The organism is Dyadobacter sp. CY351, assembly GCF_021502625.1.
In the GTDB taxonomy this organism is placed as follows: domain Bacteria; phylum Bacteroidota; class Bacteroidia; order Cytophagales; family Spirosomataceae; genus Dyadobacter; species Dyadobacter chenhuakuii.
The window spans coordinates 133,224-151,177 of sequence record NZ_JAKFFU010000011.1 but is presented as its reverse complement, the minus strand read 5'-3'; the positions used below and the strand labels follow the sequence as shown (position 1 = coordinate 151,177).

The window sequence follows — 17,954 nt, the reverse complement described above, 5'->3', positions numbered from 1 at the left end:
TTATTAATGCTTTATGAATGATTATTCGATCACAACGCAATCTCCGTTCTTCACTTCCTGCTCCACTTTTTTGAATTTTACATCACGCAAAATCCGGCCATCGCGATACTGGACAGATACTTTCTGGTTCCTATCGGCGATTTTAATAGTGCGAACAGGCTGTGCCTTTGTGGTTGACTCCATATTACGGGCGTACTCGTTCGGGCCGCCGTCCATGTCTAGGTCAAAATCCTCCTCACGGTTGGTATGCAACTCAGGCGCTGGCGCAGGGCGACGCACGGTTTGCTGCACCGCAGTAGCCGGAACCGCCTCTTCCTGAGGAATATCCGCCTTCATCAGGAAGGAGATCATATCAAAGTTAACCTTGCTCAGGAAGCGTTTGAAAAGCTCAACCGACTCAAATTTATAAATCAATAAAGGATCCTTTTGCTCAAACACCGCATTCTGAACGGATTGTTTCAAATCATCCATCTCACGCAAATGCTCTTTCCACTCCTGATCGATCAGTGATAGCACAATGGCTTTCTCCATTTCAGTCGTGATTTCCCTTCCCTCGTTTTCGATAGCCTTTTTCAAGCCCACTACAACGCCCGTCTGACGAATTCCGTCGCTGAACGGGATCATGATTTCAGAGATAGTCGCACCGCGCTCTGCGTAAATAGAGCTCAAAACCGGTAACGCTTTCGCTGCTATCGAGGCATTCTTTTCTTGATATTGCTTCTCAGCTGCTTCATAAAGCTTTTGTGAACGGTCCGCAGGCCTCATTGAACCATATTCCGACTCGCTGTAAGGAAGTTCCATTCCTAATGTTGTGATCACAGCCAGTTCAAGTTCTGCATAAGAAGTTGCAGAGCCAACCAACTCGTCACATACATCATATAATGTATTCGCAATGTCAACGGCCAGACGTTCTCCAAACAATGCGTTGCGGCGACGTGTATAAATGGCGTCACGCTGATAGTTCATTACGTCATCATATTCCAAAAGACGCTTCCGCATACCAAAGTTGTTTTCCTCAACCTTTTTCTGCGCGCGTTCGATGGATTTGGTAATCATTCCGCTCTGGATCACTTCGCCTTCTTCCAATCCCATCCGGTCCATCACCTTCGCCATCCGGTCGGAACCGAAGAGACGCATGAGGTTATCTTCAAGCGAGACAAAGAATTGAGAAGAACCCGGGTCACCCTGGCGACCGGAACGACCACGCAACTGCCTGTCTACACGACGGCTTTCGTGACGTTCTGTACCAATGATGGCAAGTCCGCCCGCTTTTTTCGATTCCGGTGTAAGCTTAATGTCCGTTCCACGACCAGCCATGTTGGTTGCAATCGTTACCGTTCCCGGCTTACCGGCTTCTGTCACCACTTCCGCTTCACGCTGGTGTTGCTTGGCATTCAAAACCTGGTGCTGGATTTTTCTTAATGTAAGCATCCGGCTGATGATCTCAGAGTTTTCAACCGAAGTTGTACCTACTAAGACTGGCCGCCCGGCTTCCACAAGCTCTACAATTTCATCCGTTACCGCATTGTATTTTTCACGAACAGAACGATACACTTTATCTTCATGGTCTTTCCGAACCGCATTAACATTAGTAGGAATCGAAACCACATCCAGTTTGTAGATTTCCCAGAATTCACCTGCTTCCGTCTCCGCCGTTCCGGTCATACCGGCCAGCTTGTGATACATCCGGAAGTAATTTTGAAGGGTAACTGTCGCGTAAGTCTGAGTCGCATCTTCAACGCGCACATTCTCTTTTGCTTCAATCGCCTGGTGCAAACCGTCGGAATAACGACGGCCATCCATGATACGGCCAGTCTGCTCATCGACGATCTTAACCTTTCCGTCCATGATCACGTATTCCACGTCTTTTTCGAAAAGCGTAAATGCTTTCAAAAGCTGGTTAACTGTGTGGATACGTGCTGTTTTTACAGAATAATCGCGGATTAATGCTTCTTTCCTGATAATGCGTTCCTGCTCATTCAATGATGCGTCTTTTTCAATTGCATCCAGATCAACCGCAATGTCGGGCAGAATAAAGAAGTTGGTCTCTTCCGACTCACCTGTCAGGAAGTCAATTCCTTTTTCTGTTAGTTCAATGCTGTTATGACGCTCGTCAATTGTGAAATAAAGCGGTTCATCCGCTTGTGGCATCAGCTTTTGGTTTTCAGCAAGATAAATCGATTCCGATTCCTGCATGAGCGCCTTAATGCCTGATTCACTCAGATATTTAATCAACGGCTTGTATTTCGGCATTCCGCGATGTGCACGGAACAAGGATAATGCTCCTTCTTTTTTATCGCCGGCTGCAATTTTCTTTCTGGCGTCGGTAAGGAAATCCATCGCCAGCTTTTTCTGTGCTTCAACGATCCGCGAAACGCGTGGTTTTAATTCCAGATATTCCTGCTCATCACCTCTTGGCACTGGGCCGCTGATGATCAATGGCGTACGCGCATCATCGATCAAAACGGAGTCAACCTCATCGACCATCGCAAAATGGTGCTTGCGCTGAACGAGTTCTTCGGGCGTACGTGACATGTTGTCACGCAGATAGTCAAAACCGAACTCGTTATTCGTTCCATAAGTCAATGACGCTTTATATGCATTTCTGCGCGCAATGGTATTTGGCTGGTGGCGGTCGATGCAATCGACGCTCATGCCGTGAAATTCAAAAAGAGGTGCATTCCATTCCGCATCACGTTTTGCCAGGTAATCGTTCACGGTTACAATGTGAACGCCGTTTCCTGCCAATGCATTAAGGAATGCGGGAAGCGTTGCAACAAGCGTTTTACCTTCCCCTGTCGCCATTTCAGAGATTTTCCCCTGGTGCAAGACGACACCACCGATCAGCTGCACATCATAATGCAGCATGTTCCATTTAATAGGCTGGCCAATTACATCCCAGGTTGTATTCCAGTAAGCTTTGTCACCTTCAATGGTAACGTGTGACTTTTTGGTTGCCACTTCCCTGTCGAAGAAAGAAGCCGTCACTTCCAGCTTTTCATTTTCCTTGAAGCGGCGCGCCGTTTCTTTTACAATGGCGAAGGCCTTTGGCAAAATCTCCAGAAGAATCTTTTCAAGTTCTTTATTACGATCCAGATCAAGCGCATCAATTTTCTTGAAAATCGCTTCTTTGCTATCGACATTGGGCTCATCAGCAGCTTGTTGTCTTAAAGCAGCAATCTGATCATCAATAGATTTCAGGTTGTCGGCAATATGTTGTTTCAGACCTTCGGATTTTGCCCGCAGGTCATCATTGGTTAAAGAAGCCAGGAGTGCGTATTCGGCATTGACTTTATCAACGTAGGGAGTCAATTCTTTTAAATCCCGTTCTGATTTTGTGCCGAACAGCTTTGAAAATATTTTAAACATGATTTTAGTATATGTTTTTAACCGATCATTTACAGAAAAATAATTGAGCCTGCCCGTTAATCGTGCCAGATTGTCAGCAAAGCTATCATTTTCAAACTCAAAGGTAATTCATTGCAAATAGTATTGTATATGAATCAGAAGAATCCTAATGTAACTCTAATGTTTTTTTACCGTTTGCTCAAACCAATAAGGCACCCATACTCAGGCAAGAGAACCGTTTGTACCAATTATTTTCAACTACTATGTAATACACAGTACCTTTGAATCATCAAAGAAAAAATAAACAACGACAGCCATGAACAACAACAGATTATTTCGCAATACAAGCAGCAAAATCATAGGTGGTGTAGCATCCGGAATCGCAGATTATCTGGATATAGATGTAACGATCGTCCGTGTACTTTTCGTTTTGGGCGTTTTCATTCCGGTAACATTTCCTATCATCCTGTTTTACATTATCCTTTGGATCGTGATGCCCGACGGCGCTAAAAGGCCCAAAACACACGAAGAACATCAGATTTACTCTTAAAATATCAAAGGTTCCATCAGTAAGACTTGGTAATTGCAAACCACCGGAAAACAAATTCCGGTGGTTTGTTGTTTTATGATTAATTGCTATTTTTACCAATGGTATGCAGGCATACTATTCTCCAGTGCCTGTGTTACGCTCCAAACTAAAAATCAGACATATATGAATGCATACATAGTTGCCGGTTACCGTAGCGCCGTCGGAAAAGCTTCCCGGGGAGGCTTCCGTTTTACCCGTCCCGACGACCTGGGAGCAACTGTCATTAAATATCTGCTTGAAAAAATCCCTAGCCTCGATCCTGCCCGCGTAGACGATGTGATTGTTGGCAATGCGGTGCCAGAAGCTGAGCAGGGCATGCAAATGGGTCGTTATGTGGCTTTGCTGGCACTTCCAAAAAACGTTTCCGGCATTACGATCAACCGTTATTGCGGCAGCGGCGTGGAAGCCATTGCCATGGCGTCAGCGAAAATTCATGCCGGAATGGCCGATTGCATCATTGCGGGCGGAACAGAATCCATGTCACTCGTTCCTACAATGGGATGGAAAACAGCATTGAACTATGAAATTGCGCATACAAATCCAGACTATTATTTAAGCATGGGCCTGACCGCCGAACAGGTTGCAAAAGATTACAATATTAGCCGCGAGAAGCAGGATGAATTCGCTTTCAGCTCACACCAGAAAGCATTGAGAGCGCAGAAAGAGGGCTGGTTTGCGGATGGAATTGTGCCTGTAACTGTTACAGAAACCTATTTTGACGCGGCTTCGGGCAAAAAGAAAACGAAAGAAATTGTTGTAAAACAGGATGAAGGGCCTCGAGCGGATACAACATTAGAAGCACTCAATAAACTCAAACCCGTTTTTGCAGCCGGAGGAACCGTAACCGCCGGAAATTCATCCCAAACTTCCGATGGTGCAGCATTTGTCATGGTCATGTCGGAGAAAATGGTGGAAGAGCTGAATTTGAAGCCCATTGCTAAAATGCTTTCCTATGCAACTGCCGGCGTGGACCCCCGCATAATGGGCATCGGACCAGTGGCTGCTATCCCTATTGCATTGAAACAAGCGGGATTGAAACTGAACGACATTGAACAAGTAGAACTGAATGAGGCATTTGCGGCACAATCGCTGGCAGTGATCCAGGAACTGGACATTAACCCGGAAATTGTGAATCCCAATGGTGGTGCCATCGCTTTGGGACATGCATTGGGATCGACAGGTGCGCGGCTTTCTGTTCAGTTATTCAATGAAATGGAACGCAGAAATCAAAAATACGGCATGGTAACAGCCTGTGTTGGTGGCGGGCAGGGCGTTGCGGGAATTTTTGAAAGGTTAAATTAAACCGTTCGGTAATTGCATAACTTATTTTACGGTCTCCGTTGAAGAATGAACCATCTTCGGCGGAGATTCTTTATTTTTGCCCTAAAACATACACACCTCTGCATGGATGTATCCATTATCATTATCAATTATCGGACGCCTCAGCTCATAATCAATTGTTTAGACTCTATTCATAAGTTTACTTTAGGCATTTCTTTTGAGATTATTGTTGTTGATAATGATCCGGAAAACGGTGGTGGCGAATTAGTAAGAAGGGCATATCCGGAGATTACATGGATTAACGCGCCTTCTAACGACGGTTTTGGGATTGCTAATAACAGGGGAATGGCCATAGCAAGAGGAAAATATTTTCTGCTGCTGAATGCGGATACATTAATTACTGACAATGTCATTCACCGCTGCTTCGAACGCCTGAATGTGCGAACCGACATTATCGCATGCGGCGCACTACAATATTACGCCGACGGCACGCCAATGCCTTTTTACCAAAGTTTTAACGACTTTCGGCGCACATTTTTCATCCTTCCGATCAGTAATACCGTAGATAGGGTCGTGAAAAAGCTTTATCCCGATCCCCAACATGCCGATCCTGACCAGTATGACTGGCTTGTGGGGGCTTTCATTTTTCTTCGCAGGGAAGGATTTGAGAAAACAGGCGGGTTCAGTGATGATTTCTTTATGTATGGCGAAGATGTGGAATGGTCGGGACGGCTTGGGAAGCTGGGGAAGCTTTGCTATTTCAAAGACTGCAAGTTCATTCACCTGGAAAACAACAATCCTTTCCGGCGGACGAATATTTCCTGGATCAACCGTTTCAGCACGCAAATGCAGATTTCCAACTTCCTTTGGGTGAGAAAACAATACGGAATGTTCCAGTATTTGCTGCTCATTGCGCATTACATTTTCATGATCCCCGTTATTTACGGCTGGAAAATGGCTTTTAACCTAAAAAAAGACGGAAACCCATTCGCAGAACTGCGCACGCAGCATATATATGTGCGCAAGACGCGGGTAATCCTGAAATATTTCTGGCGAACACTCCTATTGAAAAAAGGGCTCTACAAGATAAAGCCCGAAGAAAATATTGATCTGCTAACAGCTGTACATGAACAACGTTAAGAAAAAGATCCTCTTCTTTACTCCTTATGCAACGCGGACAGGGTCAGAAATGATGCTGCTTTATATCGTGAACAAAATTGACCGAAGCCGCTTTGATATCGGCATTGTCAGTTTTGCAAATGGTGAATTATTGAAAGAGTTCCCCTCGGACATTCCCGTTTTTATAGCGCCTAAAACTTTCAATATGGTGGAAAAGATCTCTTTTCACCTCGGGATTCATCCAACATTAAAATATCTCAGAAAACTGGCAAAGGATTTCAAGGCTGATTTTTGGTACGTAAATACAACGATGATGCCCGAAACGATTGTGGTTGCCAAGGAATTTTCCATTCCGGTGATCACACATTTTCACGAAATGCCGTTGACATACACCTATTTAAGTTCACCGGATTTCAAAAGCATTATCGATTATTCCAGCCTGCTTATCGGCTGCTCGCAAACAACCTGTGAGCCGATCAAAGATGCCGGTGGAAAAAATGTGGAGCTGCTTTATTCCTTTATCGATCACACGCTCGTAAAAAAAGACGAAAAGCGCACCGCCGAGTTGAAACGTGCATTAGGCATTCCGGCCGACGATTTTGTATGGATCCTGTCAGGAATGACCTCGGAAAGAAAAGGTTTTGATATGTTACCCGATCTTGCACAAGAACTTAACGATCCGCGCGTTCACCTGATATGGGTGGGAGCAAGCATTGATGACGGGCTCGTTTATTACACAGAACAACGTTGCAGGAATTCGAAATCGGCGACGAAAATTCACCTTGTCGGAAAGCAGAAAGAAGATTATTATAATTACCTTAACATGGGAAATGGGTTTTTACTCACGTCCCGGCAGGACCCGTTTCCTTTGGTGATGATTGAAGCTGCGCTGCTCGGTAAGCCTATTGTTTCATTCCCTTCTGGTGGTGTTTCGGAATTTGTAAAAGAGGGCATGGGCATTGTTACTCAGGATATTAGTATCAAACAAATGGTAAAAGGAATCCGCTCGGTAATGAGTGGGGAAACGGCAACCAGCAGTGAAAAAAGCGTTGAAGTAGCCAGTCAGTTCAACGTGGACAATGGTTATAGAAACTGGATCGAATTAATAGATAAAAATTATTAGCATGCACCATTCTACGTACGGGTCTAAATTTCTCACGAAGCTATTCTTTGTGGTTTTGGCTTGGACTATCTCTTTTCAAACGCTCCATGCCCAGACCAGTCCTGGAACGACCGAGGCGGACAACCAGCGCTATCTGGCACTGATGCTACTTAATGTGTTGGATAAAGATGAAAAGGGCCCTGAGCTGGATCTGATCAGATCGGCACATGCGTACGGATTGAATGCGGTTTATCTTACCATTCCCTGGGATAAGATCTATTATACCTCACCGACAGACAAGCCGCTTTGGGACAAATTCGACCAGCAAATCAAAACAGCCACGGATTTGGGAATGAAAGTGGCGCTGCGCATTCACCTGGGCAGGCATAGCACGCGGATCAAGGGCTTTTGGGAACCTTCGGACAGCCACATGAGCTCCACGGGCAAGCCGGTGATCAGTGGATATCAGGATACTTCATTTGGATTTGATAATGATGCGATCTCGGCAAAAGCACAAGCATTTGTCAAGGAAACGGTTACGCGATATAAATATCTTCAGACCAACAAACAGCTGTTATTCGTTTCCATAACCACCACCGGAACGCAGGAAGGCGAATATCCGGGCAGTCTGATCGAAAATGGCAAGGAAAGCCCTGCGGTGTACGATTATTCCAGGTCCATGATAACCGGGTTCAGGGAGTTTTTGATATCACATTATAAAAAACTCCAGCGCCTCAATTATTTATGGGGGATCAATCACAAGAATTTCGAAGAGGTGTTACCGCCTGCAACGCCCTGGGAACCGTCGGAATCCTTCCGTCAGCGTGCTGGTAAGGACTGGTACATTTACCGTCACCTTGTCCTGAAGCGTTTTACAGAGCAAATGATCACGGCTGTTAAGTCTGTTGATCCGAACGTCAAATTTGTATCTGACTATGGCTCTGTTTTTGACAGAATTTCCAGTGTACGTGGAACGCTGGGTTTCAGGAGTTTAAATGAAAAATCTAATGGTATCAAAATCAATGATGACCTTGCCACGCACGATCACAGATGGTCCGTTGATATCATTAAAAGTACTGCTCCTGCCAACTTTATAATTGCTAATGAGCTGTTTATCAACACCGTATTTGATAACAATGCTCATTTAAGGCAGATCAACGAGAATTTCGCTCACGGCGCAAATGTGGTTGCTGTTGTCGCATCCGTTCAGAGCACAATGTCAAGGGCCGAGCCTTTTCTGCGGCAGGCCGCTCAGACCTGGCTCAACCAGCCAATGAAACCCATTGTTTATACCGATTCCGTGAGTTACAGGCTTTCGGCAGCTGTGGAAAAAAGCGGGCCGATGAATGTTGTTTACGACGAATGGAGAAAACGTGCTTACGCCGATCCGAATAACCCAAAACCGGTTTATATTGGCTTGAATGAAGACATTCTTGCTCCTGAATATTGGGACGATGCATCTAATTACCCACCTTATGTGTTCAAGCCGGTCCCGATGCAGATCATTGCGGTTAACAAAGATTTTGCTTACAAGCTGCCTATTGATACTTTTTCTGATGTCGACGGAACGGTTGTGAGAATGGAGGTCGGCACTTTGCCATCCTGGCTGAAATTTGAAAACGGTCAGCTGAGAGGACGGCCAGCAACGCTTGGAGATTACCGCATTCAGGTAAAAGGAATTGATGATGAAGGCGGTGTCACGGAAGCATTTCTGACTGTTCGTGTGGACACGCGTGAAAATGCCAACAAGCCACCAACGGTAGATGCCAGTTTTTCAAATCAGACTATTGCTGTAAACGAGCCATTTTCACTGCCCATCAACGATGGCGCATTTGAGGATGCAGATGGTGAAGTGACCAAAATAGAAGCAAGCGAGCTTCCAGGCTGGCTTAAATTTTCAAATGGTGTCCTGACCGGAACGCCGCCTAGCTTGGGTGAATTTCGCATTAGTTTGAAAGCATATGACGATCTGAATGCGTTTGTGGAAACGTATTTCACGATTAAAGTCGTCGAAAAGCAGTTCCTTAATGCGCCGCCTTATGCTGCTGGTTCATTACCGGTCAAGTATGGCCAGTTAAACATGCCGTTTAATTACATTTTACCAACAGAAATCTTTGGTGATCCCGACGGGTATATTTCTTCCATAACATTACAAAACCGCCCATCCTGGCTCAACTTTGCACTTAATACATTTTCCGGAACGCCAACAGAGGAGGGAGAATACAGGCTCATTATCAGGGCTTACGATAATGCAGGAGCATATGTGGAAGTGCCGTTTATACTGATCGTTGAAATTCCCAAGTTCCGTTTCGAACTGGTGCAAGGCGGAAGCAAAGTGGATCAGCGTGTCATCAGGAAACTCACGGGCGATGACGTCCTTGCGCACAGCGATTTACCATCCTCCCTGAATATTTACGCACACGGGAATTTTGACTACGACAAAGTTGATTTCAGTTTAACAGGTCCGTATAACAGGAAATCACAAACGAAAAATTTCCCGTTTGCACTTTACGAAAATGCCAGCGGATTTGCACCTTATATCGGCCGTTACACCCTTACGGTCACTGCAACGAAAGAGGATTCGGCGATTGTCACAAACTCGATCCAGTTCAGCATTTCCTACGGCGATTCTATCAACATTACAAAAGACCTGGAAGACTGGCGTTTTTTCCCGAATCCGGTGGAAAGCGTTTTTAATGTGAAGCTCCCGGCCGGTTTGGACGCTAATGACATTTCCTACGAGCTGATTACAGTTTCAGGGAAAAAGATTGATTTCCCAAAGGAATTTGTCACTGTTTCCGATGACCTGGCCAACATTGATCTTTCCAGATTATACATTTCTTCGGGCATTTATGTTGTCCGTCTGCACAGCAACGGCACGGTCTTAAAACAGTTTAAAATCTTCAAAAAGTAAGGCTTCAAATCACCACTTTTCTCCTTTGGTTTTTGCGAAAGGTATGCTTGCATAATACTGCGAATGATTTATATTTGCAATACAAGAAGTAGTATGCAAGCATACCTTAATTCAAGCCTTAACCATCAATAAAAGTTAAAGAATATGGCCGTTGCAGAAGCGAATAAGACGTCTATTAAGGGAGGTGAATTTTTGATTAAAGAAACCTTATCATCCCAAATTTTTATTCCTGAGGAGTTTACGGAAGAGCAGCGTATGATTGCAGACACTTGCAGGGAGTTTCTCGGCAAGGAAATATGGCCCATCCTGGACGAAATTGATCATGCAAAAAGTCCCGAGCTGATTTCAGGATTGATGGACAAAGCGGGTGAGCTGGGCTTACTGGGAACGGCCGTTCCGGAGGAATATGGCGGTTTTGGCATGAACTTCAACACTTCCATGCTCGTTGCAGAGGCCACCGGCGCAGGGAATTCATTCTCCGTCGCACTTTCGGCGCACACGGGCATCGGCACATTGCCAATTCTTTACTACGGAAATGAAGCACAAAAAAGCAAATATCTTCCCAAGCTCGCCACGGGTGAATGGAAAGCAGCATACTGTTTAACAGAGCCGGATTCGGGCTCGGATGCCAACTCTGGTAAAACAAAAGCGATACTCACTTCCGACGGTCAACATTATGCGATTACCGGCCAGAAAATGTGGATTACCAATGGCGGTTTTGCAGATGTATTTATTGTTTTTGCCAAAATTGAAGAAAACGGACAAACTGATAAAAACCTGAGCGCCTTCATCATTGAAAAGTCATCCGGCGGCATTACAATGAATGCACCGGAACATAAAATGGGGATTAAGGGCTCGGATACGCGGCAGATATTCTTCAATGATTGCCTGGTTCCCGTCGAAAACATGCTTTCAGAACGCGGAAACGGCTTTAAGATCGCAGTTAACATTCTTAATATCGGGCGGATCAAATTGGCTGCGGCAGCATTAGGCGGTGCCAAAAGAGTAACGCAACAGGCCATTGCATATGCCAATGAAAGGAAACAATTTGGCACGGCTATCTCCCAATTTGGTGCGATAAAGCATAAGCTGGCGGAAATGGCTACGCAAATGTTTGCCTCCGAATCAGCTTCTTACCGCGTTGGGCAAAACATTGATGACCTGATTTCCGCCTTTCAGGAAAAAGGGATGTCAGACGCGGAATCCAAACTGAAAGCACTGGAAGAATTAGCCATTGAATGTGCCATTATGAAAGTGCATGGCTCGGAAGTGGTTGATTTTGTGGTGGATGAAGGTGTTCAGATCTACGGCGGCATGGGCTTTTCCGCAGATGCGCCTATGGACCGGGCTTACCGCGACAGCCGTATTAACCGGATTTTTGAGGGAACCAATGAGATCAACAGGCTCCTCGTTGTGGATATGCTCCTGAAACGCGCCATGAAAGGCCAGATCGATCTGATGGGCCCCGCGATGGCGGTTGGAAAAGAAATTATGTCCATTCCTGATTTCAGCATGAGCGAAGACGAAACGCTCTTTGCAGCTGAGAAAAAGGTCATTCAAAATCTTAAAAAAGCAGCCTTAATGGTGGCGGGTGCGGCCGTTCAGAAATTCATGATGAAACTTTCCGAAGAGCAGGAAATTATCATGAACCTGGCCGACATGGTAATTGAAATTTATGCTGCTGAATCGGTGCTGTTACGGGTTGAAAAACGAATTGAGTTGCTTGGAGCTGATGCCAATAAGCTGCACCAGGATATGGCTATCATTTACTTACACCGCGCTGTTGAGAAGGTAAACAATGCCGGAAGAGCTGCCATCACAAGCTTTGCAGAAAGCGATGAGCTGCGGGTGATACTGATGGGATTGAAACGGTTTACGAAAATTGAACCGGTTAATCTCAAAGATGCGCGCCGCAGCGTTGCTGATGAACTGATTGCCAAGAATGATTATGTTTTTTGAAACAATATTTTGGGCGGAGAGCCGGGTTTAAAGCTCGATTACAATGCCTGCACAACTAAAAACCAAATGAATCATGGAAAGCCGGACCTTTGTAAGGTCTGGCTTTTTTGTTGTGATGAAAGGTTTTTTATTCTACCCCAAAATGCGCAAATTTGGGAAACCAATATCCTTTGTTTTCACGTTAGGTTAATGGTTGTTTGAATAAAATATCGCTAAATAATTTACGTTGGATTCTCTATTAGTTACTGAAAAACCACCTTTCATGACCCTGCATTCCCTGGATCTTCGTACAACGGGCCAATTTCCTGCATTACTCCTTGATTATCTCGATCAAAAACCTGCATTGGAATCGTTTTACAGTATTTATCCGACTTTGGAGAATGCAAAAGAGGCCATCATTAGCAAGCAGAATTTTGATATTGAAAAGCGTGAAACGCTGGTTGATGTTTTAGAAAAACAATACACAGGACTTCCTTATCTGCCCGATTTTTCGATCCTTTTAAAGGAAAATACATTCACTGTCACAACAGGTCACCAGCTCAATATCTTCACCGGCCCGCTTTACATTATTTATAAAATTGTAACGACGGTAAAGCTCGCGAGAGCATTAAAAGAGGCTTATCCCGAATACAATTTCGTGCCCATTTACTGGATGGCCACGGAAGATCATGATTTCGAAGAAATTGCGACTTTTCATCTGTTTGGACAAACGCATAAATGGACCGGCGAGCACAAGGGAGCGGTTGGCCGCCTGAATCCGAAGGAGCTGGAAAGCATTTTAAAGCAATTGCCGGATAAGCCCATGTTGTTTGCAAAAGCTTATCTCGAAAACACCACGCTGGCCGATGCAGTGCGATGTTATATGCACGAATTATTTGGAAAACAGGGCCTGATCACGCTTGACGCAGATCACGCAGATTTAAAACGGCACTTCCTGCCCATTATTAAGGAAGAACTCACCGACTCAGTTTCCGAAAAACTGGTCACAGAAACCACCGGCAAACTCAATGCACTGGGTTATCACACGCCGCTTCACGCACGAGAAATCAATCTTTTTTACCTGGCCGACGGACTTCGCGAGCGCATTACGCGTGACGGTGAGAATTTCCAGGTTTTGAATACAGACATTACATTCACCAAGTCGGAAATCCTCGATCTGGCTTCTAAAAATCCCGAATTTTTTAGTCCGAATGTGGTTCTGAGACCATTATACGAAGAAGTAATCTTACCAAATCTTGCGTATATAGGCGGGCCGTCAGAAGTGCCTTACTGGATGCAGTTAAAAGGAGTTTTTGAGCATTTCAATGTGCCCTTTCCCATGTTAATGCCGCGTAACTTTGCATTGTATATCAATCATTTGCAAGGCAAAAAGGTCGAGAAATTGAAGATCAATTACAAGGATCTTTTTCTGGATGAAGTTGCGTTAAGGAAGACATTTGTTGAGCGGAATACTGAGCATATTTTAAGTCTGGAAGATCAGAAAAATGCGTTTAATGAGATTTTTGAGGCAATTTTAAATAAAGCAACCGCAGTGGACCAAACCATGCACGGAGCTGTTAAAGCCGAGCAAACGCGGTTACTGAATTCGCTGAAACATCTTGAAAAGCGCATTATTAAAGCCGAAGAGCGCAACCACGAGTCTGAAATTACGCAACTGATCAGCCTCAAAAACAAGCTGTTCCCGAACGGAATCGCCCAGGAACGCTATGATAATCTGCTGAATTTCTACATCAATGATCCACAATTTATCGAAAAGCTGTTCGATCTTTTCGATCCGCTGGATTTCAGATACAATGTGTTAGTTGAAGATAAATAACTGGCTTACAGACATTAATCTTTCAATTTCACATCACCGAATCGCGATACGACGGTTATCCGCGTTCCTGATCCGGTTCCTACTTTTCCTTGATATTGCTTTTGTTTATAAGCTTTATCATCCTTCGCCGGCTGCATGGAAAAATTCACATTGGAAGAAGGATAACTGAAATTCCCATAAGTAACCGTCACATTGAACTGGTTTGCATCTGCCGGCAAGATAATCGACGAGTAAGACGCCTGAATGTCAATGTTCTCCGCTGAATTGGTGAGCTGATCAATCTTGAAATTACCTGAGTAGTTCAGCTTAATTTTTCCCGAACCTCGCATAGTTCCGATTTTCGCGCCCGAATAATCAATGTCGGCGTCCAGATTTGTCACATCACCAATGTTCAGCTCGCCGAACTTGTTGGTAATGAACACTTTTTTAGCCATATCCAGTTTCAGGTTCGAGTATTGGAATTCCAGCTTTCCGCCGTCCATTTTCCCAATTTTAGCGCTGCCATAACGCACATCGATCACGTTTTCAGCATTATCCAGAATGTTGGCTACGAAATGCCCATAGCGTGAATCCACCGTCAGCGGCGCGTGGAAGGAAGGAATGTCTGTGTCGCCAAACTTGTTGCGCACGATCAGCGCGTTTTCTTTTGGCATATATACCGTGTAATCGATCTGAATGAAGTTCTTGTCACCTTTTTTGTTGTTCCAGCCATTGTTTCCAAACTGGCTCCTGTCAATATGTGTCGTCAGGTTGATCTGGTTCTTGATCCGTTTTTCGTCGATTCTAACAGCCCCGAGATATTCCGAAGCGCGGCCGTCCGTAGGCGCATTCGCCGTTACAATGATCTCAACCTTAATCTCTTCCTTATTCCAAAGATTGATTTTGACCTGCCCAAACTGATTGTCAACGACAAGCTGGTCATTATTTTTAACATCAAAAACCTTTACAATATTCCTTCGTTTTTCAATGAGCCCGTTCTGTTCCGGATCCGGGCTTACTGCCAGCAACAGCTGCGGCAGCATGAAAAACATGCTAAATAACAGGCGCGCTGTCGACTTCTTTATCGTCTCCATTTTTTACTTTATTAATGCGTTGCAAAATTTCTAATTGTTGGTTGAGCAGGTCAACCTGCCATTGTAAGTTCTGGACCATCGCTTCCAGTAATGCTTCCTGGTTGGGAGCATTCGATAAGTTGGAGCGCAGATTTTTATAACTCACTTCCAGACTTTCCAGATCTGCAGAGAAATCTTTATACACTTCCGGATTATTCCGCGCGAGTTTGATGATCTCCTCTCTTTTCTGGTCTATTGCAACATTGTAAGCATTGAATTCCTTGGCATAGGTAGGGACTTTGAGCGCCACTTTCGGGTCGCGGGTTATGCCGTATTCATTATTGAGGTAAACTAAAAAACCAATTCCAAGCGCCAGGAACACACCGGCCGCTATGCGCCAGTCAAAATAAGGGCTGCTCAGTCGCCTAATTTTTTTTTTGGATTGCTCCGGCACAATCGGAATCTCGTTATGTAATTTGCTATCGATCTGGCTCCATAAAGAATCTTGCGGTAAGAAAGTATCAAATCCATCCCTGTTATCTCGCACAAACCGCTCCAATCGATCTTTTTTATCAGAAGAATTTTTCATAGGTTAATCAACTTGTCATGTGTAAATAATGTTCTCAAATCCTTATTAGTTTAGATGGAACTCAAACGATTAAGTTTAAAATTATTGCTGCAACTATTTCGAAAGCATTTCTGTGAGTTTTCTTTTAGCTCTCATATATTGCGTCCTTGACGTCGTTTCGCTGATCCCCAGCACCTCTCCTATTTCCTCGTGATCGTATCCTTCAAATAGGTAAAGGCTCAAAACCACTCTGTAACCATCCGGCAGCTTCTGCACTGTGTTGCGCACCCGCTCCACTTCCAGGTTCGTCTCATGCTCATCCATCCCGAAATAACTTTCATTCCGGTCGATATTCTCCGCCGTCTCCTGCCATTCTTCAATTTCCACCCACTTCACTTTCCGGCTCCGCATGTGATTAATCGCCTTATTGACAACGATCTGCTTCAACCAGGCACCGAATGTCGACTGCTGCCGAAACTGGTGCAGGTTGGTAAATGCATCCACGAATGCTTCCTGTAAAGCGTCCTCTGCCTCCCCCAAATGATTCAATATCCGCATGCAGATGTTGAACATGGCTTTCGAATACAACTTATAAAGCTCGTATTGCGCTTTGCGCTCACCGAGTTTACAACGTTCCACCAGTTCGACGTGCCGGTCAGGGTAAAAATGTGTTTTCAAGCAGAATGGCTAATATATATTTGAACGTTCTGTATCAAGGACAGCAGATGCGCCTGCACGTTGCATCAACGGGAAAAAAATTTTCCGTAAACGTCGTTCGAACAATGTTTGATGAACCGTTGTTCTTAAAAAAGGATCGTATATGTTTGATTTTTGGTCATAATATACCCTAATTTGTTTACTGCAATCTACCAAATTTAGTCAATGAAAACGTTCAACATTCCTGATTTTTACCGGAGCAGGATCATTACGCCGATTAAGGAATTCCGCCGTAAAAATGACAAGCTGAAACGTGACTATGCACCTACATTGCTGGATTTCGGCCCGGTCCAATTTCTGATTGCGCGGCATTTTGGATTTTGCTACGGGGTTGAAAACGCCATTGACATTGCTTATAAGGCCATTGCTGAAAACCCGGATAAACGCATTTTCCTGCTCAGTGAAATGATCCATAACCCGGACGTAAACCGCGATCTGGTGGACCGGGGCGTGCGTTTTATCATGGATACCAAAGGAAATCCGCTCATTCCCTGGGAGGAACTGAATGCAGATGACATTGTGATCGTCCCCGCTTTCGGCACAACCGTCGAAAACCAGCAAAAACTGACCGAACTGGGCATTAACGCCTACGTTTATGATACAACCTGCCCGTTTGTAGAGAAAGTCTGGAACCGCGCCGCGCAGATCGGAGAGAAAAATTACACGATCATTGTCCACGGCAAGCCAAATCACGAAGAAACCCGCGCCACATTCTCGCATAGCAAGGAAAACGCGCCGACCGTTGTGGTTGAAAACATGGCGCAGGCCGAACGTCTTGCCGAATACATGAAAGGAACATTGCCTGCAGAGCAGTTTTTTCAGGATTTTAAAGGTCAGTATTCCAATGGCTTCGATCCGGAAAAAGATTTGCAGCGCATCGGCGTCGTGAACCAGACTACAATGCTGGCATCTGATACACAAGGCATTGCCGACTTTTTGAAAAATGTAATGATCAAACATTACAGCCTCCGTCCCGAACAAGTGGAAGATCGTTTTGCCAACACGCGCGACACATTATGCTATGCTACAAATGATAACCAAGATGCTACTTACGCCTTGCTCACGCATGAGGCTGATCTGGTGATCGTTGCCGGTGGTTATAACAGCTCCAACACGACGCATCTGGTCGAGCTTTGCGAGCAGAAATTCCCGACTTATTTTATTGAGTCAGTTAATAAAATTTTGGATAAACAGCTGATCCGCCATTTCAACCTGCATTCCAAAGAAGAAATGGTGACAGAAAACTATCTCCCGCAACATACGCCTGCCCGCATTATGCTTACGTGCGGTGCTTCCTGCCCGGATGCAGTCGTAGAAGGTATTTTGATGCGCTTACTTTCATTTTTCGAGGCCTCGAAAGACATTAATGAAGTGATGCAGCAATTTTAAATTGAACCGGAAAAACATTTAACTCACCGTTCGCTCAATTAAGTGGGCTAACCGGTTTTGCTGAAATTATATTCGTAGGATGGCTCAAAACGGCCGTCCT

12 protein-coding genes are annotated in these 17,954 nt (G+C 44.8%); 8 read left to right on the top strand and 4 right to left on the bottom strand.

What is annotated here, in order from left to right:
• Nucleotides 1-21: 21 nt before the first annotated feature.
• On the bottom strand, nucleotides 22-3,369 hold the full coding sequence (gene secA, locus L0660_RS19720; protein WP_235161013.1) for a preprotein translocase subunit SecA: 3,348 nt from the start codon (nucleotides 3,367-3,369) through the stop codon (nucleotides 22-24).
• A 295-nt stretch (nucleotides 3,370-3,664) separates the two neighbouring features.
• On the opposite strand from secA, the gene L0660_RS19715 reads away from it, so the two are divergent.
• The 7 genes from L0660_RS19715 to bshC all read left to right on the top strand — a co-directional run bounded on the left by L0660_RS19715 (nucleotide 3,665) and on the right by bshC (nucleotide 14,128).
• Nucleotides 3,665-3,898, top strand: coding sequence for a PspC domain-containing protein (locus L0660_RS19715; protein WP_235161012.1), 234 nt, complete (start codon nucleotides 3,665-3,667; stop codon nucleotides 3,896-3,898).
• Between the two features lie 162 nt (nucleotides 3,899-4,060).
• Nucleotides 4,061-5,239 carry an acetyl-CoA C-acyltransferase gene (locus L0660_RS19710; RefSeq protein WP_235161009.1) on the top strand — a complete coding sequence of 393 codons (1,179 nt, stop codon included), beginning with the start codon at nucleotides 4,061-4,063 and terminating at the stop codon, nucleotides 5,237-5,239.
• A gap of 102 nt (nucleotides 5,240-5,341) precedes the next feature.
• A complete protein-coding gene (locus tag L0660_RS19705) occupies nucleotides 5,342-6,358 on the top strand; it encodes a glycosyltransferase family 2 protein (RefSeq protein ID WP_235161007.1) in 1,017 nt (338 codons plus the stop codon).
• Nucleotides 6,345-7,460 (top strand): glycosyltransferase, encoded by a 1,116-nt coding sequence (locus tag L0660_RS19700; RefSeq protein WP_235161005.1) that lies wholly within the window; start codon nucleotides 6,345-6,347, stop codon nucleotides 7,458-7,460. Before L0660_RS19705 ends, L0660_RS19700 begins: the two co-directional genes overlap by 14 nt.
• A gap of 1 nt (nucleotide 7,461) precedes the next feature.
• Nucleotides 7,462-10,353: a putative Ig domain-containing protein gene (locus L0660_RS19695; protein WP_235161003.1), complete on the top strand. Its 2,892-nt coding sequence runs from the start codon at nucleotides 7,462-7,464 to the stop codon at nucleotides 10,351-10,353.
• Nucleotides 10,354-10,497: 144 nt separating this feature from the next.
• On the top strand, nucleotides 10,498-12,312 hold the full coding sequence (locus L0660_RS19690) for an acyl-CoA dehydrogenase family protein (protein ID WP_235161001.1): 1,815 nt from the start codon (nucleotides 10,498-10,500) through the stop codon (nucleotides 12,310-12,312).
• Nucleotides 12,313-12,574: 262 nt separating this feature from the next.
• Nucleotides 12,575-14,128 carry a bacillithiol biosynthesis cysteine-adding enzyme BshC gene (bshC, locus tag L0660_RS19685; protein ID WP_235161000.1) on the top strand — a complete coding sequence of 518 codons (1,554 nt, stop codon included), beginning with the start codon at nucleotides 12,575-12,577 and terminating at the stop codon, nucleotides 14,126-14,128.
• A 14-nt stretch (nucleotides 14,129-14,142) separates the two neighbouring features.
• On the opposite strand, the gene L0660_RS19680 is transcribed toward bshC, so the two are convergent.
• From L0660_RS19680 to L0660_RS19670, 3 genes are all read right to left on the bottom strand, one after another.
• Nucleotides 14,143-15,201: a hypothetical protein gene (locus L0660_RS19680; RefSeq protein ID WP_233799101.1), complete on the bottom strand. Its 1,059-nt coding sequence runs from the start codon at nucleotides 15,199-15,201 to the stop codon at nucleotides 14,143-14,145.
• Complete coding sequence (locus L0660_RS19675; RefSeq protein WP_235160997.1) at nucleotides 15,161-15,769, bottom strand: hypothetical protein; 609 nt, start codon at nucleotides 15,767-15,769, stop codon at nucleotides 15,161-15,163. The genes L0660_RS19680 and L0660_RS19675 overlap by 41 nt, the downstream gene beginning before the upstream one ends.
• 93 nt (nucleotides 15,770-15,862) lie before the next feature.
• Nucleotides 15,863-16,426, bottom strand: a complete 564-nt coding sequence (locus tag L0660_RS19670; RefSeq protein WP_233799103.1) for an RNA polymerase sigma factor — start codon at nucleotides 16,424-16,426, stop codon at nucleotides 15,863-15,865.
• 204 nt (nucleotides 16,427-16,630) lie between these two features.
• On the opposite strand from L0660_RS19670, the gene L0660_RS19665 reads away from it, so the two are divergent.
• Nucleotides 16,631-17,854, top strand: coding sequence for a 4-hydroxy-3-methylbut-2-enyl diphosphate reductase (locus L0660_RS19665; protein WP_235160996.1), 1,224 nt, complete (start codon nucleotides 16,631-16,633; stop codon nucleotides 17,852-17,854).
• Nucleotides 17,855-17,954: the final 100 nt, after the last annotated feature.